The following is a 19539-nucleotide window of genomic DNA, read 5'->3' as shown; positions in this document are numbered from 1 at the left end:
TTCCTTCCAGAGGCGCCACCTTCGGCGGCGTGCGAAGTAGGTGGTGGACGAGAGCCTCCTGACGTGGAACTAGAGGCCGCTCACCGCACCGGTAGGGCCGAAAGTAGGCAGATCAGGTGAAGCCGCCGATGGGCACAAGTGAACGGAGGGTGAACCCCTGCTGTCGGCCTGGTTAGGTCACGGAACGCTCACGGTGAGGGCACGTGCAGGTTCCAACCGCCGGGTTACGCGAACAAGTCTTCGGCGTTCGCCATCACAGCCGTTACGACGTCACCGTGTTCGTCGCGCCGGACGGGAACCCCTGTGCGACGCACGCCGTCTCGTCCCACGGAAGCCGACGAAAGGCACGGGCATGGAACGGCGCACGTTCATATCGGGCGGGGCGGCCGCCCTCACGGCGACCGCACTGGCGGGATGCGGCTCCGGTGGCGCCGCCACCTCCCGCACGGCCGGCACGCCACTCGCGTCCACATCGTCTCGCACGGCGCTGAAGACCACCAGCGCAGCGGCCGCGGCCAACTGGGCCGCCCTCGCCCACTCCTTGGACGGCACCCTGGTCCGCCCCGGCGACGCGTCCTGGAAGACCGCCCACCAGCTCTACAACACCCGCTTCGACGGCCTGCGGCCCGCCGCGGTGGCCTATGTCGCGCACGCGGACGACATCCGCACCACCCTGTCGTACGCCCGGACCCACTCCCTGAAGATCTCGATCCGCAACGGCGGCCATTCCTACGCCGGTTACTCCTCCGGCGACAACCGCCTGGTCCTCGACGTCTCCAGGCTCAGCCGCATCCGGGTCGGCGGCGGCACGGCGGTCGTCGGCGCCGGCTCCAAGCTGATCGACGTCTACCGCGGCCTCGCGGCGAAGGGCGTCACCATCCCGGCGGGCTCCTGCCCCACCGTCGGCGTCTCCGGCCTGGTCCTCGGCGGCGGCCACGGGGTCGCGTCCCGCGCCTACGGCCTGACCTGCGACAGCCTCACCCGGGCCACGCTGATCACCGCCGACGGCACCCAGGTCGTCGCGGACGCGACCACCAACCAGGACCTGTTCTGGGCGCTGCGCGGCGCGGGCAACGGCAACTTCGGCGTCGTCACCGAGCTCCGGTTCAGGACCCATGCCGCGCCGCAGGGCGTGACGGCGTACCTGACCTGGCCGTGGGCGAAGGCGGCGCAGGTCCTGAAGGCCTGGCAGGAGTGGGGCCCCTCCCAGCCGGACGAGATCTGGTCCTCCCTGCACCTGGAGGGCTCGGGCGGCACGCCCCGCGTCTCGGTGGCCTGCTTCTCGATGGGCACGTACGGCGAACTCCAGAACGCGGTGGACGCCCTCGCGCACCGGGCCGGCGCCGACGCCTCCTCCGTCTCCCTGCGCCGCCACGGCTACGAGGAGGCGATGGAGATCTACGCCGGCTGCTCCTCCTTCTCCGCCCAGGCCCAGTGCCACCTGCCGGGCTCGACCCCGGGACGCTCGCCGCAGGGCGCGCTCGGCCGCGAGACGTACACGGCCCGCTCCGACTTCTTCGACCGCTCGCTCTCCGCGGCCGGCGTCCAGACCGTCCTGCGGCAGATCTCCGCCGTCCGCGGCGGCGCGGGCAGCATCGCGTTCACGGCGCTCGGCGGGGCGGTGAACCGCGTCTCGCCGACGGCGACGGCGTTCGTGCACCGGCGGTCGCGGATGCTGGCGCAGTACATCGTGTCCTGGACCGCGGGGACCTCCGGCAGCGGCGGGCGGTCCTGGCTCGACGCGGCCCACACGGCGATGCGGCCGTACGCCTCCGGCGCGGCCTACCAGAACTACACGGACCCCACGCTGGCGGACTGGAAGACGGCGTACTACGGGGACGCGGTGACCCGGCTGGCCAAGGTGAAGAAGCGGTACGACCCGGAGCGGTTCTTCTCCTACCCGCAGGGGCTGTAGGGGCTGTAGGGGTTCGCGGTCCGGCTACGCCGCGAGGTCACGCTCCTCGGCCTCCAGCGTCGTACGGCTCCCCGGCACCAGCCCCACCGCCGCCGAGGGCCCCCGCACCAGCCACCCCGCCCGCGGCGAGCGCTCGACCGCCTTGATCACCGGCGTGAGCAGGGCCATGGCGAGCGGGGACAGGAGCAGCACGACCGCCGTGCCGAGGGCGAAGCCGCCGACCACGTCCGTCGGGTAGTGGACGCCCATGTAGACGCGGCAGAAACCTTCGAGCAGGGCCAGCCCGATCCCCGCCAGGCCGAACCCGCGGTGGGCGACGAAGAGGCCGACGCCCAGCGCCATGGTGATCGTGGCGTGGTCGCTGACGAAGGAGTAGTCGGTCTTGCCGGAGATCAGGACGTCGAGACCCTGGTGGGTGAGGAACGGCCGGGGCCGCTCGACGAAGTCCCGGATGGGAACGTTCACGAGTACGGCGATCGCGGCGGCGAGCGGGGTCCAGACCAGCGCGGCCATCGTGGGCGCGGTCTCCTCCTCGCCCCGGCGGCGCACGGACCACCAGCACCACACCACCAGCAGCACCATGGCGACCAGGAGTCCGTACTCCCCGACGAACTCCATGACCCGGTCGAACCAGCGCGGTGCGTCCTTGGCCAGACCGTTGATGTCGTAGAGCAGGTCGACGTCGGGGTTGGATCCGGATTCGGCGAGTACAGCCATCGTGCTGCGGCCCCTTCGTCGTCGTTCCGGACGCACCTCGTGTGCGCCGCTCGCTGCCACCCCCGTGGTCGGCTCTGCCAACAGGAACGCACGGCCTACGTCCCTACGTTCCACCCTCCACCGAATGATCACTCAGACGTTATCGAAGAGAGACCCATCTCCCCAGCTCAGGGGTGGGTTTCACGCTCGGTTCACACCGAGGTGGGAAGCGCTTTCGCGCCATCTTCGGTGACCCGGGTCGCACCGAAGTAGTCCGCCGAGTCGATCGGGTCGAAGCGGATCACCGCCCCGGTGTACGGCGCGTCGATCATGTACCCGCCGCCGACGTAGATGCCCACGTGGTGGATGGCCCGGGAGTTGGACAGGTCGGTGGAGAAGAACACCAGGTCACCGGGGAGCAGCTCGCTGCGGGACGGGTGCGGCCCGGCGTTGTACTGGTCGTTGGCCACGCGCGGCAGGGTGATCCCGACGCTCGCGTACGCCGCCTTCGTCAGCCCGGAACAGTCGAACCGGCCCCCGTCCGCGGCGGTGCCGTTGCCGCCCCAGAGGTAGGGGGTGCCGAGCTTCTTCTGGGCGTAGTCGATGGCACCGGCGGCCTGCTTCGTCGGCGAGATCCGGCTGACCGGCGCGGCGAAGCTCTCCTCCAGCGTCGTGATCGTCTTGACGTAGTTCTGCGTCTCCTTGTACGGCGGCACACCCTGGTACTTGATGACCGCGTAGGCCCCCGCGTTGTAGGCGGCGAGCATGTTCTCGGAGACGTCGCCGGGGACGTCCTTGACGTACGAGGCGAGCTGGCAGTCGTAGGAGGCGGCCGACGGGATCGCGTCGTTCGGGTCCCAGACGTCCCGGTCGCCGTCGCCGTCGCCGTCGATGCCGTGGGTGGCCCAGGTGCCCGGGATGAACTGCGCTATCCCCTGCGCGGCGGCCGCGCTCTGCGCCTTCGGGTTGAACCCGCTCTCCTGGTAGAGCTGTGCGGCGAGCAGGGCGGGGTTGATGGCGGAACAGAGGTTGCCCCACTTCTGCACCAGTGCCGAGTACGCCGCCGGCACCGAGCCCTTGGCGAGGGTCTTGCCGGCGCCGCTGACCTCGTTGGTGAGGCTCCCGGCGACGACGTACACCCCGACGACGAGCAGCATGACGAAGCTCAGGCCGAGTCCGACCGCCGCGCCACCGATCACCCAAACTTTCCGCACGCCCCAACCCTCCCCCATGTCAGGGCTGTTCAACGCCATTTCGGCCGAGAGTGGCGCTATTTCACAGGAAGACGGCGCGCATGACGCCGTTTCAGCCCTCCACGGCGTCCCGGTACAGCTCGGCGGACCCCGTCCCGAGCACGACGCTGTACGAGGTGTCGGCCGTCGAACCGCCCTGCTCGTGCCCGCCCAGCACCCCGACCACCTCGCCGTCCCCGTTGACCCAGGGGCTGCCGCTGGTGCCGCCGGTGAACTCGGGGCAGTCGATGCGCTGTTGCGTGGCGCTGTGGGAGACGGGCTTGTTGGTGCAGCTGATCGGCACCTCACGGGAGTCGGGGTAGCCGGTGACGGTCACGGCGGTGGCCCCGGTGGCGACACCGCTGGTGAACCGGTTGGCCCCGGTCACGTCCTCGACCCGTTTGCCGCCCCGCTCCTCCACGACGGCGAACGCTATGTCGCTGTCCTCGTCCTGCCCCTTGGACCAGGCGTCGGGCAGGTACCGCCGGCCCACCTTCCACACCCCGTACGGCGCCTGCCCGTCCCGGTACCCGGGCACGAACACCAGGCCGGAGCTGTCGTCGCCGTCCACGCAGTGCGCGGCGGTGACGACGAGGTCCCGCCGCGGGCTGTGCACGACGGAGGCGGTGCAGAAGTGGTTGCCGGACAGGCTGCCGGCCTTGTCCGCGCCGAACAGGGCACCGACCCGGGCGCTCTCCGGTGTCGTACCGACCACCGCGGTCACACCGAACGGACCCGGTCCGTCGTCGGCGGAGGCCACCGAGGCCGAGGTCGCGGCCAGCACGACCACCGCGGCGAGTGCGACGCGCCGCGAGGTGGCGGAGATGCGTGAGGTGCGCTTCATCAGCCCCCACTGTGGCCCACGAAGGTGAGAAAGGGTTCCCGACTTCACTGAGTTTTACCTGTGAACCGCCCTCCCGGCCGACCGACCTCCCGGCGGACCCGCCTCCCGGCCGACCGCACGGCGGCCGGGGTCAGAAGGTCGTCGTCATGCCGCCGTCCACGGCGATGGTCTGGCCCGTGATGAAGGACGCCGCGTCGCTCGCGAGAAAGACGACGATGCCGGCGATCTCGGCGGGGCGGCCCCAGCGGCCCAGGGCCGTGCGGGTGTGCAGCCAGCGGCCCCACTCCGGGTCGTGGGCCAGCTCCGCGTTGACGTCGGTGGCGAAGGTGCCGGGGGCGACCGAGTTGACGGTCGTGCCGCTGGGCCCCAGGTCGGCGGCGAGCGCCCGGGTCAGCCCGTCCAGGCCCGCCTTCGCCGTGGCGTACGCGACGTCGCCGATGCGGCCGAGCTGGCCGACGACGGAGGAGACGTTGACGATGCGGCCCGCGGTGCCGCGTGCGGCCAGGCTCCGGGCGACCGTCTGGCTCAGGGCGTACGCCGAGGTCAGATGGATGTCGAGCATCGCGGACAGCTCGTCCGGCGTCATCTCGTCGACGCCCCGCCGGTCCCGGTGTCCCACGTTGTTGACCAGCACGTCGATCGCGCCGAGCCCGGTCACCGCCTCCTCGGCGGCCTCCCGGTCGGTGACGTCGAAGGCGGCCGCCGTCACGTCCAGGCCGGCCTCGTCCCGCAGGCCCGCGGCCACCGCCTCCAGCGCCGCCGCGTCCCGGCCGTTGAGGACCACGCGCGCGCCGGCCCCCGCCAGACCCCGCGCCATCTCCAGGCCCAGCCCCCGCACGGAGCCGGTCACCAGGGCCGTACGCCCGGTGAGGGTGAAGTCCACGGCACCGGCGCCCATGCGGCCACCTCCTGCGAAGCCGTCGTATCCGTCCTGTCCGCCCACCGTATCCGGGTCCGGGGGCGACCCGGCCCGGCGTCCACCACCTGGGCTTTCACTCGCCCCCGGTATTCACAGGACGTCCACCGCGAGCGCCCACCGCACCCCCGTCATCTCCTCCGACAGCGTCCACAGCCGGCGGGCGGCCGCCGGGTCGCTCGCCGCCGCGCTGCGCCCGACCAGCGTCGGCGCGCCCCGCATCCCGCCCGTCCCGCCCGGGCCCGCGTAGCCGGCGCCCGGCAGGTCCTCGGTCGCCGCGTACAGCGTGGGCAGGGCGCCCGCCCGCTCATCCTGGGCCAGCAGCCGGTTGCCGACCGCCAGGCCCAGCCGGGCCAGCGGGTTCGCGTGGTGGCTCTGGAGGTTGGTCGCCGCCCAGCCGGGGTGCGCCGCGAGGGCCCGGACACGGGAGCCGGCCTCGGAGAGGCGGCGCTGGAGCTCCAGCGTGAACAGCAGGTTGGCCAGCTTGGACTGGGCGTAGGCGCGGGTGGGGCTGTAACGGCCGCGCAGGTTCACGTCGTCGAAGCAGATCACCCCGTCGCCGCCGCGGTGCAGGCCCGAGGAGACCGTCACCACGCGGTCCGTGAGGTGCGGCAGCAGCAGGTTGGTGAGCGCGAAGTGGCCGAGGTGGTTCGTGCCGAACTGCATCTCGAAGCCGTCCCGGGTGCGCTGCTCGGGGAGCATCATCACGCCCGCGTTGTTGACCAGCAGGTCCAGCGGGCCCTGCCAGCCCGCGGCGAACTCCCGCACCGAGGAGAGGTCCGCCAGGTCCAGGCGGCGCACCTCGGTGCTGCCGGGGACCCGCGCCGCGGCGGCGCGGCCCCGCTCCGGGTCCCGTACCGCGAACACCACGTGCGCGCCCGCCCCGGCCAGCGCCTCCGCCGTGGCGAGGCCGAGGCCGCTGTTGGCACCGGTGACCACGGCCGTACGGCCGGCGAGGTCGGGGAGATCGGAGAGGTTCCAGTCGTGCGTCTTCTCAGCCATGCCCGCCAATGTAGACGCCGACAACAATGCTGTCAATGACAACAAAGATGACGGCGACAACAAAGGTGTCAGCGTCTACAAAGGTGTCGGCGACCACAAAGGTGTCGGTGACTACAAAGCTGACAGCGGCTACATCGGGTTACGATGACGCCCATGCCGCAAAGCCGCCCCTACCACCACGGAGACCTGCGCGCCGCCCTGCTCGGCAGCGCCGAGCGCACCCTGCGCGAGAAGGGCACCGCCGCACTGTCCCTGCGTGAACTGGCCCGCGACACCGGCGTCAGCCACGCCGCCCCCGGCCGGCACTTCAAGGACAAGCAGGCCCTGCTGGACGCGCTGGCGCTCAGCGGCTACGACCGGCTGAACCAGTCCCTGGCCGCGGCCGACCTCCCCGACGCCGCACTCGGGCCGCGCATCGCCTCGCTCGCCCGCGCCTACGTCACCTTCGCCGTCGACAACCCCGAGCTGCTGGAGCTGATGCACTCCCGCAAGCACGACCCCGGCATCGGCGCCGAACTGGCCGCCGCGGTCGAGCTCTCGCTGTGCTCCTTCGTGCGCCTGATCGCCGACGCCCAGCAACGCGGTGAGATCGTCGAGGGCGACCCGGAGCGCCTCACCCTCGTGGCCGCGGCCGGCATCCACGGCCTCGCCGCGATGGCGTCCAACGGCACCCTCCCGCCGGACGCGACGCTGGCCGGCCTGGACGAGCACGTCCACCTGATGCTGCACGGGCTCAAGCCCCGCTGACCGCGCCAACTCCCGCCCGGGGCACCGCGATACGCCCCGATCAACACGCATTGAGCCCCGCGGCGGCGGGGCTTCGGGTCAACCGAACCCCAACTTCCGGCCATCCGGCCGCCAATGATCAGTAAGCCCTTCCCGTGCTTCAGTAACGCGGAAGTCAGGATTCCGAAAGCTGTCTTGTTGTCGCGTACCCAACAAGGGGATGGTCGTCGCGGGCCGCCGCCCCCACCGGCAACCACACCGGTGGCCCCCCACCCGCAGGCCTCTGCCCACCTTCCCCAGGAGGCTGTACGTTGCGTACGCCCACCCCCCGTTCCCCCCACCCGACCGGCAGATGGCGCCTCATAGGCTCCGCCGCCGCGGCCACCGCGGCACTGCTGGCCGCCGGTCTCGGCACCGCCGCCACCGCCGACGCAGCCACCCCGACCACGGCCCCGGCCCCGGCCACGGCCCACAGGGCCAGTGCCAGGGCGGTCGCCGCGCAGGTGGCCAAGGCCCATGTGCGGTACGAGAAGGCCGGCTGCGGCGCCACCCCGAAGAAGGGCTTCGCCGCCTGCAACGCCCTCCGGGTCACCGGCGGCACCACCGCCTTCATGGAGAGGCAGGCCGCCCTCAAGGGCCTCGCCCCCAGGACCGTGCAGCCGGACGCCGCCTCCGACTCCCCCACCGGATACGGCCCCACGGACATCCAGTCGGCCTACGGCCTGGCCTCCGCCGCCGCCTCCGACGGCTCCGGCGAGACCGTCGCCGTCGTCGACGCCTACGACGACCCGAACGCCGAGGCGGACCTGGCGACCTACCGCTCGTACTACGGCCTGTCGGACTGCACCACCGACAACGGCTGCTTCACCAAGGTCTCCCAGACCGGCTCCACCACCTCGCTGCCCTCCGCCGACAGCGGCTGGGCCGGCGAGGAGTCGCTCGACCTCGACATGATCAGCGCGACCTGCCCGAACTGCGACATCCTGCTGGTCGAGGCGAAGTCCGCGAGCGACGCCAACCTGGGCACCGCGGTGAACGAGGCGGTCAAGCTGGGCGCCAGGTTCGTCTCCAACAGCTACGGCGGCAGCGAGTCGTCGTCGGACACGACGTACGACACCTCGTACTACAAGCACGCGGGCGTGGCCATCACGGCCAGCGCCGGTGACGAGGGCTACGGCGCCGAGTACCCGGCCGCCTCCCGCTACGTGACCGCCGTCGGCGGCACCAAGCTGTCCACCTCCTCCAACAGCCGCGGCTGGACCGAGAGCGTCTGGAAGACGTCGAGCACGGAGGGCACCGGCTCCGGCTGCTCCTCCTACGACGCCAAGCCCAGCTGGCAGACCGACACCGGCTGCACCAAGCGCACGATCTCCGACGTCTCCGCGGTCGCCGACCCGGCCACCGGCGTCTCCGTCTACGACTCCTACGGCGACGACGGCACCGGCTGGAACACCTACGGCGGCACCAGCGCCTCCGCGCCGCTGATCGCCTCGGTCTACGCCCTGGCCGGCACCCCGGGCAGCAGCGACTACCCGGCCCAGTACCCGTACACGGCGGCCGGCACCTCCGCCCTCAACGACGTGACGAGCGGCAACAACGGCTCCTGCTCGACCGCGTACCTCTGCACCGCCGAGTCCGGCTACGACGGCCCGACCGGCTGGGGCACCCCCGAGGGGACCGACGCCTTCACCGGCTGACCCCTCGCACCGCAGGACCTCCCCGTCGGGTCACGGGGAGCCGCCACCGTGAGGGGGACGTGGGGTCCCCTCGGCGGCGGCGCAAGAGGAACGGGCCACGGCATCCGGCCGTGGCCCGTTCTTCGCACCTTGGCAACTCCCGTGAAGTTCCTGTGAGTCGGGTCAAGCGAACGTCACCCGCAAGACAACGGGCGGCCATCGACGGGTCACGCGAAGGCCCCGTTGGGCAATGCGGAAGTCAGGATTCCCTGAGCCCCTTGTTGTCGCGTACTCAACAAAGGATTCTCTTCGCGGGCCGCCGCCCCACCGCCGGGGAACCCGTACCGGCGGAACGCACCAGATCGCACCCGCACCGCCCCTGTTCGAACTGTTCCACCCCATTCAGGAACATCAGGAGGCTGCACGCATGCGTTCCACTCCCCCCAACAGATCATCGTTGCGCCGCGGTTGGCGCCGACTGGGCACCGCCGTCGCCGCCACCGCGGCATTGGTGTTCGCCGGCTTCGGAACCGCCGTCCAGGCCGACGCGGCCGCCACCGCGTCCAGCAAGGTGACCTACGTCGCCACCCCCTGTGCCACCCCCAGGCACACGGGCGACCTCACCTGCAAGTCCTACCGTGTCACCGGCGGCCTGACCGCCTTCCAGAAGCAGCAGGCCGCGAAGACGGGCATCACCCCCAAGGCCGCCGACGCCTCGACCCCGTCCGGCTACAGCCCGACCAACCTCCTGTCGGCCTACGGCCTGACCTCCGCCGCCGCCTCCAACGGCTCCGGCGAGACGATCGCGATCGTCGACGCGTACAACGACCCGAACGCCGAGTCCGACCTCGCGACCTACCGCTCGTACTACGGCCTGTCCGCCTGCACCACGGCCAACGGCTGCTTCAAGAAGGTCTCCCAGACCGGCTCCACCACCTCGCTGCCCTCGTCCGACGCCGGCTGGTCCGAGGAGATCTCCCTCGACCTCGACATGGCCTCCGCCATCTGCCCGCTGTGCAACATCCTGCTCGTCGAGGCCACCAGCGCCAGCTACGCCAACCTCGGCACCGCCGAGAACGAGGCCGTCACCCTCGGCGCCAAGTTCGTCTCCAACAGCTACGGCGGCTCCGAGTCCTCCTCGCAGACGACGTACGACACCTCGTACTACAAGCACGCGGGCGTGGCCATCACCGTCTCCTCCGGTGACAGCGGCTACGGCGCCGAGTACCCGGCGACCTCCCAGTACGTGACCGCGGTCGGCGGCACCAAGCTGTCCACCTCCTCCACCACCCGCGGCTGGACCGAGACCGTCTGGCGCACCTCCAGCTCCGAGGGCACCGGCTCCGGCTGCTCCTCCTACGACGCCAAGCCCAGCTGGCAGACCGACACCGGCTGCACCAAGCGCATGGAGTCCGACGTCTCCGCGGTCGCCGACCCGGCCACCGGCGTCTCCGTCTACGACTCCTACGGCGTCACCGCCGGCTGGTACACCTTCGGCGGCACCAGCGTCTCCGCGCCGATCATCGCCGGCGTCTACGCCCTCGCCGGCACCCCGGCCAGCGGCACCTACCCGGCCCAGTACCCCTACGACTACGCGGGCACCTCGTCCCTCAACGACGTGACGAGCGGCTACAACGGCTCCTGCTCGACCTCGTACTTCTGCACCGCCACGACCGGCTACGACGGTCCGACCGGCTGGGGCACCCCCGAGGGCATCTCGGCCTTCGCCAACTAGTCGGACACCAGCTCAAGTCCGGCGCACGTCTCGCACGGGTCGCGGCAACCAGCCGCGGCCCGTTCGTCATGAGAACATCGGATCGGTGGCGTTCACCCGACTGGCCGTCAAAAACCCTGCCAGGACGCAAGAGGGGTCAACGACGGAACCACACCACAGGTTCCGCTCAGGCCTCATTGCCCGGCGTGACCTGCCGTGATACACAGAGTGACCGTACGTACCCTTCGTACGAAACCCGCCAATCAATGACGTCAAGTCGACATACTCCGGCGACGTTGTCGGCGAGAATGAGCAGTGACCTCTGCACCCGGCAGAGGCGATCGGAACTACCCACCAGGGGCGGTGACTTACATGTTCTACGCGGCCGACAAGGGAGACATCAACACCATCATCGGCGGAATCGCTCCGGACTGGGGGCCTTTCGGCAGCCTGGGCAACGAGGCGAAGACGATGATCCAGGTGGTCATGGCCGTAGCCATCCTGATCTGCCTCGGCATCGCCGTCTGGGGTGCCGCCAAACAGCGCATCGGCGCCACGGCCCTCCGGGACACCTTCAGTGCCGAGCAGGGCAAGGGCCTCATCATCGCCGGACTGACCGGAGTCTTCATCATCGGCTCCCTCGGCACCTTGTTCACCATCGTGTACGGCATGGCCGTATAGCCGCCTGAAACCTCTCTCCTCCCCGCTCCGAGGTTGCGTCTCCCTGATGTCGAGTCATAACACCGCGCCCGCGCGGGAACCAGCACGGCTACCGTCGTACTCCTACGCGTTCCGGTACGACGTGGAGGGGGCATACGCGGCATGAGCCTCGGAGACGAGCCCGGCTACCCGGAGACGGGCCACACCCGCACACGACTTCCCGACGATCCGTACGGCGGCGCGTCCCGCCGCGGCGGCCGCTCCTCGTCCCGGAGCCTGGTCACGGTCGTCGGTGTGGTCGTCCTCCTCATCGCGGCGATCGCCTTCGCGAACAGAGGTGACGGCAGCGACCCGTCCACGGCCACCACCGCGGACGGCAACGACTCCCGGCCGACCACCTCCACCACCGCCGCCACCGGCACCAAACCGGTGGAAACCAAATCAACAGGAATCCCCTCCGGCTTCGCCCACACCCAACAGGGAGCCCAGAGCGCGGCGGCCAACTACTCGATGGCCCTGGGCTCAGACGGCATGTTCATCACGGACAAGCGCCATGCCATCGTGCAGACCGTCGCCGACCCGAGCGTCGCGGACGGCATGCAGTCCGGCTTCGACAACGACTACTCGGCCGCGCTCCTGAAGAAGGCCGGGCTCAACACCGACGGCACGGCACCCCAGGGCAGCACCTTCGTCAACCGCACTCTGCCGGCCGGCACCAAGGTCACGTCCTACAGCAACAGCGCAGCAACGGTCGAGGTGTGGTGCAACGGCCTGTTCGGCATGGCTGGCGAGACCTCGACCAACCCCGTCACCAGCAACTGGTTCACCGTCACCATGAAGCTGAACTGGAGCGGCGGCGACTGGAAGGTCCTCGAGTCCAGCCAGAAGACCGGCCCGACCCCGGTCACCGGCGACAACCCCGTCTCCGGGTCCGACGAGATCGGCAAGGCGGTCAAGGAGTTCGGAGGGTTCACCTATGCCCGCTAGCCAGCACCGTGCGCTCAAGCTCACCGCCCTGGTGGCCTCCGTACAGGCCTCCCTCGTCCTCCTGGCCGCCAACGCCCTGGCGGCGCCCTCACCGAGCCCGTCCCCTTCCGCGAGCCCGTCGGCCACGGCGAGCAGCGGCAACTGCGCCGGAATGACCGGCCCCTCCCTGCAACTCTGCGAGAGCGGTACGAACAACGGCGGCAGCGGCGGGTCCACCACGGACCCCCTCACCACCACCCTCGACCCCCTCTCCTCCCTCGCGCAGGGCTGTGCCAAAGCCGCGTCGTGGACCATCGACAAGCTCAGCGGGGCCGTGAAGGAGACGGCCAACGTCGACTTCACCAACGAGAAGTTCCTCCAGCAGTACGCCGTGGTGTTCGCCGCGTCGACGATCCTGACGCTGCTGCTGTGGCTGCTGGCCGTGGCCAAGCGGGCGGTACGAGGCGTCCCCCTCACCACCGCCATCTCGGAGGCCGTCGGCTTCCTCTGGCTCACCGTCCTGGCCTCCGCCTTCACCCCCCTGATCCTCTACACCGTCGTCTCGGCCACCGACGGCGTCACCGACGTCCTCGCGAAGACCACCGGCAACCAGACGGACACGTTCTTCGGCACCTTCTCCGGCGCCCTCAGCAAGGGCGACGACATCGGCGGCGGCCCGATCATGCTGATCGTCGTCTCCCTGGTCAGCATCCTCGCCGCCGGCGTCCTCTGGCTGGAGCTCGTCATCAGGGCCGCCCTCCTCTACGTCGGCGCCCTCCTCGGCACCGTCGTCTACGCCGGCCTCGTCGACAAGAACCTGTGGGGCCACGTCCGCCGCTGGGCCGGCATCATGATCGCCGTCATCCTGGTGAAGCCCGTCATCGTCATCGTCCTCGGCCTCGCCGGCGCGCTGTCCTCCGACGGCGGCCCCGACTCCTTCTCCGCCGTCGTCTCCGGCCTCGCCATCATCCTGCTCGCCATCTTCGCCAGCGCGATGATCTACCGCTTCGTCCCCGGCTTCGGCGACGAAATCGCGGGCGGCCGCAACAACCGCATCATGCAGGGCGCCGAGGGCAAGGCCGCCGCCGTCATCAGCAGCCCCGCCAACCTGGTCGCCCAGGGCATCAGGACGCACAGCGCCCGCGCCGACAACAACGGCGGCGGCGGATCCGCCGCCGCCTCCTCCGGCGCCCGCCCGTCCAACCCCGCCTCGGGCGGCGTCGCCGCGCACAGCACGCGCACCCCGAACGGTGGTGGCGGCGGATCTGTCCCCTCCGCCGCACCCGCACCCCGGGCCCCCAGCCCGGCGAACACCCCGCACGCAAGCAACACCCGCAACAACAGCTCGGGAGGTGAAGGGCGTTGACGACCGAGTCCCACCTGTCCCATCCACTCACGCCCCGCCGTACGTATCTCATCGGCCGCGCCCGGCCGAACGCGATCGTCGGCAGGAACCGTGAGTCAGGCGAGATCGGGCTGATCATCGTCGGCGCGTTCCTCGGCATGATGTGCGGGCTCCTCGTCCCCGTCCTGTCCCTGCGCATCGTGCTGCTCATGGGCTTCCCGCTGCTCGCGCTCGCCGCGGTCTACGTGCCGTACAAGCGCCGCACGTTCTACAAGTGGTTCGAGATCAACCGCAGTTACAAGCGCACCCTGCGCAACGGCACGGTCTACCGCTCCACCGCCGCCGAGGCCGGCACCCGGATCGACGGCCGCGAGGTCGAGATCGGACCCCCGCCCGGCATCGGCCGCATCAGCTGGCTCGCCGCGCCCTTCGGCCCGGACGAGATCGCCGTACTGCTGCACGCCGACCGCAGGACGGTGACCGCCGCCATCGAGATCGAGGGCCCCGGCGTCGGCCTGCGCGACTCCGAGGACCAGGAAGCCCTCGTCGACCGCTTCGGCACCCTCCTCAAGCACGTGGCGAACGGCGACGGCTTCGTCACCCGCCTCCAGATGCTCGCCCGCACCCTCCCCGCCGACCCCGACGCCCACGCCAAGGACGTCGCCCAGCGCGGCGACGAGAAGGCCCCGGGCTGGCTGGCACAGTCCTACGACCAGCTCCAGTCCATGGTCTCCACCAGCAGCGAGCAGCACCGCGCGTACCTCGTCGCCTGCATGCACTACTCCCGCGAACTCGCCGCCGAGGCCCAGGCGATGGCCCGCGCCGCCCGCCCCCAGGCCGGCCGCAAGCTGGACCGCGACGCCGGTCTCGCCGTCGTCATGGCCCGCGAACTCACCGACATCTGCTCCCGCCTCCAGGAGGCGGACATCCGCGTACGACAGCCCCTCGGCCAGGGCCGCCTCGCCTCCCTCGTCCACTCCATGTACGACCCGGACCACCCCATCGACCACATCCAGGCGATGACCCAGCGCAACGCCTGGCCGGCCGAACTGGACGCCATGGAACCGACGTTCCTCCAGGCGAAGACCCGCGAGTCCGCCACCCGCGAGCCCTGGTGCCACGCCACGGCCTGGGTGAAGGAGTGGCCGATGACCCCGGTCGGCGTCAACTTCCTGGCCCCGCTCCTGGTCCACACCCCGGACGTCATCCGCACGGTCGCCGTGACGATGGACCTCGAACCCACCGAGGTCGCCATCGAGCGCATGCTCACGGAGAAGACCAACGACGAGGCCGAGGCCTCCCGCGCGGCCAAGATGAACCGGACCGTCGACCCCCGCGACATCGCCGCCCACAACCGCCTCGACCAGCGCGGCGAGGACCTGGCCAGCGGCGCCGCCGGCGTCAACCTGGTCGGCTACATCACGGTCTCCTCCCGCTCCCCGGAGGCCCTGAACCGCGACAAGCGCACGATAAGGGCGTCGGCCGGAAAGTCGTACCTCAAGCTGGAGTGGTGCGACCGTGAGCACCACCGCGCCTTCGTGAACACACTTCCCTTCGCCACCGGAATCCGAAGGTAGAGGCTGATGCGCTGATGAGGGACCCGCTGTCCGTCTTCACCGAAGCCTTCACGGCCTTCCTCTTCGGGAAGGTCGAGACGACCCGCTCACCCGTCCGCACCTCCACCGGCCAGGCCCAGGCGGTCTACCTGCCCACGGCCGCCCCCGGCCTGGGCGACTCCGGCGTGATCATCGGCCGCGAGGTGTACTCCGGCAAGGGCTACATCTACGACCCCTTCCAGCTCTACGGCCAGCAGCTCCCGGCCCCGCACTGGCTGGTCCTCGGCGAGTCCGGCAACGGCAAGTCGGCCCTGGAGAAGACCTACGTCCTGCGGCAGCTGCGCTTCCGCGACCGCCAGGTCGTCGTCCTGGACGCCCAGGGCGAGGACGGCGTCGGCGAATGGAACCTCATCGCGGAGGAGCTGGGGATAACTCCCATCCGCCTGGACCCGATGGCGGCCCTGGACCACGGAATCCGGCTGAACCCGCTGGACCCGTCGATCACCACCACCGGGCAGCTGGCCCTTCTGCGGACGATCATCGAAGTGGCCATGGGCCACGGCCTCGACGAACGCTCCGGCTTCGCCCTCAAGGTCGCGCACTCCTACGTCAACGAGACGATCCTGGACCGCCAGCCGGTCCTGACCGACATCGTCGAACAACTGCGCCACCCCGAACCGGAGTCGGCCGAGGCGATGAACGTCGCCATAGACGACGTACGGGCCTGGGGCCTGGACGTGGCGCTGGTCATCGACCGCCTGGTCGACGGTGACCTGCGCGGCATGTTCGACGGCCCCACGACGGTCGGCATCGACCTCGACGCCCCGCTCATCGTCTTCGACCTCTCCCACATCGACCGCAACTCCATCGCCATGCCCATCCTGATGGCGATCGTCGGCGTGTGGCTGGAGCACACCTGGATCCGCCCGGACCGCAAGAAGCGCATCTTCCTGGTGGAGGAGGCCTGGCACATCATCGCCAGCCCCTTCGTGGCCCAGCTGTTCCAGCGGCTGCTGAAGTTCGGCCGACGGCTCGGCCTGTCCTTCGTGGCGGTGGTGCACCATCTCTCCGACGTGGTCGACGGCGCGGCGGCGAAGGAGGCCGCCGCGATCCTCAAGATGGCCTCGACACGGACGATCTACGCCCAGAAGGCGGACGAGGCCAGGGCCACCGGCCGGGTCCTCGGCCTGCCCCGCTGGGCGGTCGAGATCATCCCGACCCTGACCCCCGGCATCGCGGTCTGGGACGTCAACGGCAACGTCCAGGTCGTCAAACACCTCGTCACGGAGACGGAACGGCCGCTCGTGTTCACGGACCGCGCGATGACCGAGTCGTCCACCGACGTGTCCGACGTCGACGACGCCCTGCGCGCCGCCGAGCTGGAGGCGGAGCAGCGGGCGGCGGCCTTCGTGGAGCAGCACCTCGGCGACTCCGAATCGACGGTGGCGTAGGAAGGCCCGTCCATGAGACCGGACCCTCGGCAGGAGCGCGAGCACCAGGGTGGCGGCGGGATCCCCGACGGCCTGCTCATCGGCATACTCGGGTTCCTCCTCGGCATCACCGCCCTGGTGTGGACGGCGACGGGACTGGCGGCCTCGTTCGCGCACGGCTCCTGGCCGTCGACGGTCAGCCTCTCCCACACCCCCGTCGCCATGCGCCACCTCGTCGGCTCACCGCACGACGTCCCGGGCGCCTGGCCGGACACCCCGGCGGACCGGCTGCCGGGATGGGGACTGTTCTGGGGCCTGTTCATCGGCCAGTTGATGATCCTGGTCGTCCTCACCGTGTTCGTCCTGGGCACGGTGGCCCGGTGGCGGGCCGCACGGAGGGCCCGGAGAGCCGCCACGAAGGCCGGAACGGCCACGGCAGACCCCGCCGGAGTACCGGAGGCCCGCACGGCCCCCACGAGGGCGACGGGGGCAGCAGCGACGACGGCAGCGACGGAACCGGCCGCAGCCGTGCAGGAGACGGCCCCCATGACCGTCCCGAGCCCGGCCCCGGCGGTCCCGGCCGCCCCGCCCGTCGAGAACCCCGCCCACCCCACCGGCTTCTACGCCCGCTCCACCCCCGTGGGCGAAGGCGTGGGCGAAGGCCCGGGCGTGGGCGGTCGGGCGAGAATCCACATCGCCCCCGGGGAGAGCCGCCGGGAGACCGCGGCCCAGGCCATCCGCGACGCGTCCGGCCCCGCCCTGGTCGTCACCTCGAACCCCGCCCTGTGGTCGGAGACCAAGGACGCCAGGGCCAAACTCGGCCCCGTCCTCCTCTACGACCCGAACCACCGCTGCGACACCCCGGCCCGCTTCCACTGGTCGCCCACCGCCGGCTGCGCGGACAGGCAGACCGCGGTCCACCGCGCCCGGGCCCTGCTCACCCCCGTGAAGCCCACCGCGAAGATCGACCAGGCGGTCACCGACACGGCCGAGACGCTCCTGCGCAGCTACCTGCACGCCGCCGCGCTGGAGAACCGCACGATCCGCCACGTCCACCGCTGGACCCAGGGCACCGGCGTCCAGGACGCCGTACGCACCCTGCGCACCCACCAGAAGGCGGCCCCGGGCGCGGCCGGCGAACTGGAGGCCGCCCTCACCTCCCACCCGGAACGCCGGGACATCGCACAGGAGTTGACGGCCCGCGCGCTCGCCGCCCTCTTCACGGTCAACATCCGCGAGGCCTGCACACCCAACCGATCCGATGCCCTCGCCCTGGATTCCTTCGTGGCCGAAGGGGGCACGCTTTATGTGGTCGGTGAATCCATCGAGGACCCCCGGACCAACCCCGGCGCGATGCCCCTCCTGACGGCTCTCGCCTCCAGCGTGGTCGAGCGCGGCCGGCGCATGGCCGAACGGTCATCCTCCGGTCGGCTCGACCCACCACTGACCCTGGTCCTGGACGACGTGGCGGCCGTGGCCCCGCTCCCCCAGCTCCCCGACCTGCTCACCGCGGGCACCGCACAGGGCCTGCCCACCCTCGCCCTGCTCCGCTCCCGCGAACAGGCCCGCGCCCGCTGGCCGCACCAGGAACTCCCGGTCTAGGCGGACCACTCCAGCACGTACTCGAACTCCCGCTTCCCCGAGTCCCCTTCGAGTTCCACGGTCACCCCGCTCGGCACGAACCCCGCCTTGCGGTACGCCCCCTGAGCCCGTGCGTTCTCCTCGTGGACGAGCAGCCGCACCCGCTCGGCGTCCCGCTGCCGCGCCCACGCCGCACCTGCGTCGAGCAGCGCCTCGATCAGCCCGTGCCCGCGGTGCTCGGGCCGTACGAACACCCCGACGACATGCCCCTGCCGACGTTCGACCGGACAGCCGGCCCAGTCCTTCGACCCGGCCTCCTCCACCAGCACGGTCAGCGTCCCGGCCCACGCGCCGTCCGGCGCCTCGGCGATGAACTGGCGCGCGTCGCCGTGCTCCGCGGCCGACCGCTCCGCCCGCTCCCGGTAGAAGGAGGCCGGCCGGTCCACGGCGTCCTCGTAGGTCTCCAGGAAGGCGATGCCCGCCACGGGGTCCCGCAGCGCGGCCAGCCGGAGCCGCCTGGCGTCCTCCCACTCGTCGGCGCGTATGGCCCGGATCACGTAATCACCGCTGTTCGTCGCCGTCATGACGACCACCGTAGGCGGACGCGGTTGTCAGTGCCTCCGCCTACGGTGGTCGTCATGACGTCTCTACCGAACCGCCCTAACACGGCACTGCTGATCGTGGATGTGCAGAACGGGGTGGTGGACCAGTCCCACAACCGCGACGAAGTCATCGCCAACATCAACACCCTGCTCGCCAAGGCCCGCTCGGAGGCGGTCCCTGTGGTCTGGGTCCAGCACTCCAGCGACGAACTGAAGCCGGACTCCGCGCCCTGGCAGTGGGTCCCTGAACTGGTCCGCGAGGACACCGAGCCCCTCGTCCACAAGCGCTACGGAGACTCCTTCGAGGACACCGAGCTGGAGTCCCTCCTCGCCGCACGCGGTGTGGGCCGCGTGGTGGTGACGGGGGCCCAGACCGATGCCTGCGTCCGCTCCACCCTGCACGGCGCGATGGTCCGCGGCTACGACGCGACGCTGGTCGGGGACGCCCACACCACGGAGGACCTCACGCAGTACGGAGCGCCGGCCCCGCAGCAGGTCATCTCGCACACCAACCTGTACTGGCAGTGGCAGGAGGCCCCGGGCCGCAAGGGCGGCACCGTGAAAACGGCGGACATCGCCTTTTAACGCAGAAAACCCCCGCATCAAAGATGCGGGGGTTTTCCCAATATTTGTTCGGCGGCGTCCTACTCTCCCACAGGGTCCCCCCTGCAGTACCAT

General features: G+C 70.9%; 18 protein-coding genes. 12 read left to right on the top strand and 6 right to left on the bottom strand.

What is annotated here, in order from left to right; translation table 11 throughout:
- The first annotated feature begins 352 nt into the window (after positions 1 to 352).
- Positions 353 to 1915, top strand: coding sequence for an FAD-binding oxidoreductase (locus ACZ619_RS35685; RefSeq protein WP_469608086.1), 1563 nt, complete (start codon positions 353 to 355; stop codon positions 1913 to 1915).
- A gap of 24 nt (positions 1916 to 1939) precedes the next feature.
- Here ACZ619_RS35685 and ACZ619_RS35680 read toward each other — a convergent pair whose 3' ends face one another.
- The 5 genes from ACZ619_RS35680 to ACZ619_RS35660 form a co-directional block, all read right to left on the bottom strand.
- The gene (locus tag ACZ619_RS35680; protein WP_469608083.1) at positions 1940 to 2632 is read right to left on the bottom strand and encodes a phosphatase PAP2 family protein; all 693 of its coding nucleotides are present in this window, start codon (positions 2630 to 2632) and stop codon (positions 1940 to 1942) included.
- 191 nt (positions 2633 to 2823) lie between these two features.
- Entirely contained in the window at positions 2824 to 3843 is a 1020-nt protein-coding gene (locus tag ACZ619_RS35675; protein WP_469608324.1) for an NlpC/P60 family protein, read from the bottom strand.
- Between the two features lie 73 nt (positions 3844 to 3916).
- Positions 3917 to 4687 (bottom strand): trypsin-like serine peptidase, encoded by a 771-nt coding sequence (locus ACZ619_RS35670; RefSeq protein WP_469608081.1) that lies wholly within the window; start codon positions 4685 to 4687, stop codon positions 3917 to 3919.
- 130 nt (positions 4688 to 4817) lie between these two features.
- Positions 4818 to 5585 carry an SDR family oxidoreductase gene (locus ACZ619_RS35665; protein WP_469608080.1) on the bottom strand — a complete coding sequence of 256 codons (768 nt, stop codon included), beginning with the start codon at positions 5583 to 5585 and terminating at the stop codon, positions 4818 to 4820.
- 111 nt (positions 5586 to 5696) lie between these two features.
- On the bottom strand, positions 5697 to 6605 hold the full coding sequence (locus ACZ619_RS35660) for an oxidoreductase (RefSeq protein WP_469608077.1): 909 nt from the start codon (positions 6603 to 6605) through the stop codon (positions 5697 to 5699).
- Here ACZ619_RS35660 and ACZ619_RS35655 point away from each other — a divergent pair.
- From ACZ619_RS35655 to ACZ619_RS35610, 10 genes are all read left to right on the top strand, one after another.
- Complete coding sequence (locus ACZ619_RS35655) at positions 6604 to 6753, top strand: hypothetical protein (RefSeq protein ID WP_469608074.1); 150 nt, start codon at positions 6604 to 6606, stop codon at positions 6751 to 6753. The genes ACZ619_RS35660 and ACZ619_RS35655 overlap by 2 nt on opposite strands.
- The gene (locus ACZ619_RS35650) at positions 6750 to 7352 is read left to right on the top strand and encodes a TetR/AcrR family transcriptional regulator (RefSeq protein ID WP_469608071.1); all 603 of its coding nucleotides are present in this window, start codon (positions 6750 to 6752) and stop codon (positions 7350 to 7352) included. The genes ACZ619_RS35655 and ACZ619_RS35650 overlap by 4 nt, the downstream gene beginning before the upstream one ends.
- Positions 7353 to 7642: 290 nt before the next feature.
- Positions 7643 to 9028, top strand: coding sequence for a S53 family peptidase (locus ACZ619_RS35645; RefSeq protein ID WP_469608069.1), 1386 nt, complete (start codon positions 7643 to 7645; stop codon positions 9026 to 9028).
- Positions 9029 to 9434: 406 nt separating this feature from the next.
- Positions 9435 to 10742: a S53 family peptidase gene (locus ACZ619_RS35640; protein ID WP_469608066.1), complete on the top strand. Its 1308-nt coding sequence runs from the start codon at positions 9435 to 9437 to the stop codon at positions 10740 to 10742.
- A 351-nt stretch (positions 10743 to 11093) separates the two neighbouring features.
- Positions 11094 to 11402 (top strand): hypothetical protein, encoded by a 309-nt coding sequence (locus tag ACZ619_RS35635; protein ID WP_046732870.1) that lies wholly within the window; start codon positions 11094 to 11096, stop codon positions 11400 to 11402.
- A 141-nt stretch (positions 11403 to 11543) separates the two neighbouring features.
- Entirely contained in the window at positions 11544 to 12368 is an 825-nt protein-coding gene (locus ACZ619_RS35630; protein WP_469608063.1) for a DUF8175 domain-containg protein, read from the top strand.
- Positions 12358 to 13713, top strand: coding sequence for a hypothetical protein (locus ACZ619_RS35625; RefSeq protein ID WP_469608061.1), 1356 nt, complete (start codon positions 12358 to 12360; stop codon positions 13711 to 13713). Before ACZ619_RS35630 ends, ACZ619_RS35625 begins: the two co-directional genes overlap by 11 nt.
- Entirely contained in the window at positions 13710 to 15269 is a 1560-nt protein-coding gene (locus tag ACZ619_RS35620; protein ID WP_469608059.1) for an SCO6880 family protein, read from the top strand. The genes ACZ619_RS35625 and ACZ619_RS35620 overlap by 4 nt, the downstream gene beginning before the upstream one ends.
- Before the next feature lie 14 nt (positions 15270 to 15283).
- On the top strand, positions 15284 to 16699 hold the full coding sequence (locus tag ACZ619_RS35615) for an ATP-binding protein (RefSeq protein WP_469608056.1): 1416 nt from the start codon (positions 15284 to 15286) through the stop codon (positions 16697 to 16699).
- Positions 16700 to 16711: 12 nt separating this feature from the next.
- Positions 16712 to 18280 (top strand): type IV secretory system conjugative DNA transfer family protein, encoded by a 1569-nt coding sequence (locus ACZ619_RS35610; protein WP_469608054.1) that lies wholly within the window; start codon positions 16712 to 16714, stop codon positions 18278 to 18280.
- On the opposite strand, the gene ACZ619_RS35605 is transcribed toward ACZ619_RS35610, so the two are convergent.
- Positions 18277 to 18843: a GNAT family N-acetyltransferase gene (locus ACZ619_RS35605; RefSeq protein ID WP_469608052.1), complete on the bottom strand. Its 567-nt coding sequence runs from the start codon at positions 18841 to 18843 to the stop codon at positions 18277 to 18279. The two genes, ACZ619_RS35610 and ACZ619_RS35605, sit on opposite strands and share 4 nt — an antisense overlap.
- Positions 18844 to 18897: 54 nt before the next feature.
- Between ACZ619_RS35605 and ACZ619_RS35600 the strand changes: the two genes are divergently transcribed.
- On the top strand, positions 18898 to 19446 hold the full coding sequence (locus ACZ619_RS35600) for an isochorismatase family protein (RefSeq protein WP_469608050.1): 549 nt from the start codon (positions 18898 to 18900) through the stop codon (positions 19444 to 19446).
- The last annotated feature ends 93 nt before the right edge of the window (positions 19447 to 19539 follow it).

The sequence above is a fragment of the Streptomyces sp. NPDC104367 genome, assembly GCF_055583825.1.
This window is presented reverse-complemented; position numbering and strand designations above follow the sequence as displayed.

Bases quoted from the DNA above. Each gene is read 5' to 3' on its own strand.
- ACZ619_RS35685 (WP_469608086.1), top strand. From the start codon at position 353: ATGGAACGGCGCACGTTCATATCGGGCGGGGCGGCCGCCCTCACGGCG.
- ACZ619_RS35680 (WP_469608083.1), bottom strand. From the start codon at position 2,632: ATGGCTGTACTCGCCGAATCCGGATCCAACCCCGACGTCGACCTGCTC.
- ACZ619_RS35675 (WP_469608324.1), bottom strand. From the start codon at position 3,843: ATGGGGGAGGGTTGGGGCGTGCGGAAAGTTTGGGTGATCGGTGGCGCG.
- ACZ619_RS35670 (WP_469608081.1), bottom strand. From the start codon at position 4,687: ATGAAGCGCACCTCACGCATCTCCGCCACCTCGCGGCGCGTCGCACTC.
- ACZ619_RS35665 (WP_469608080.1), bottom strand. From the start codon at position 5,585: ATGGGCGCCGGTGCCGTGGACTTCACCCTCACCGGGCGTACGGCCCTG.
- ACZ619_RS35655 (WP_469608074.1), top strand. From the start codon at position 6,604: ATGCCCGCCAATGTAGACGCCGACAACAATGCTGTCAATGACAACAAA.
- ACZ619_RS35660 (WP_469608077.1), bottom strand. From the start codon at position 6,605: ATGGCTGAGAAGACGCACGACTGGAACCTCTCCGATCTCCCCGACCTC.
- ACZ619_RS35650 (WP_469608071.1), top strand. From the start codon at position 6,750: ATGACGCCCATGCCGCAAAGCCGCCCCTACCACCACGGAGACCTGCGC.
- ACZ619_RS35640 (WP_469608066.1), top strand. From the start codon at position 9,435: ATGCGTTCCACTCCCCCCAACAGATCATCGTTGCGCCGCGGTTGGCGC.
- ACZ619_RS35635 (WP_046732870.1), top strand. From the start codon at position 11,094: ATGTTCTACGCGGCCGACAAGGGAGACATCAACACCATCATCGGCGGA.
- ACZ619_RS35630 (WP_469608063.1), top strand. From the start codon at position 11,544: ATGAGCCTCGGAGACGAGCCCGGCTACCCGGAGACGGGCCACACCCGC.
- ACZ619_RS35625 (WP_469608061.1), top strand. From the start codon at position 12,358: ATGCCCGCTAGCCAGCACCGTGCGCTCAAGCTCACCGCCCTGGTGGCC.
- ACZ619_RS35615 (WP_469608056.1), top strand. From the start codon at position 15,284: ATGAGGGACCCGCTGTCCGTCTTCACCGAAGCCTTCACGGCCTTCCTC.
- ACZ619_RS35610 (WP_469608054.1), top strand. From the start codon at position 16,712: ATGAGACCGGACCCTCGGCAGGAGCGCGAGCACCAGGGTGGCGGCGGG.
- ACZ619_RS35605 (WP_469608052.1), bottom strand. From the start codon at position 18,843: ATGACGGCGACGAACAGCGGTGATTACGTGATCCGGGCCATACGCGCC.
- ACZ619_RS35600 (WP_469608050.1), top strand. From the start codon at position 18,898: ATGACGTCTCTACCGAACCGCCCTAACACGGCACTGCTGATCGTGGAT.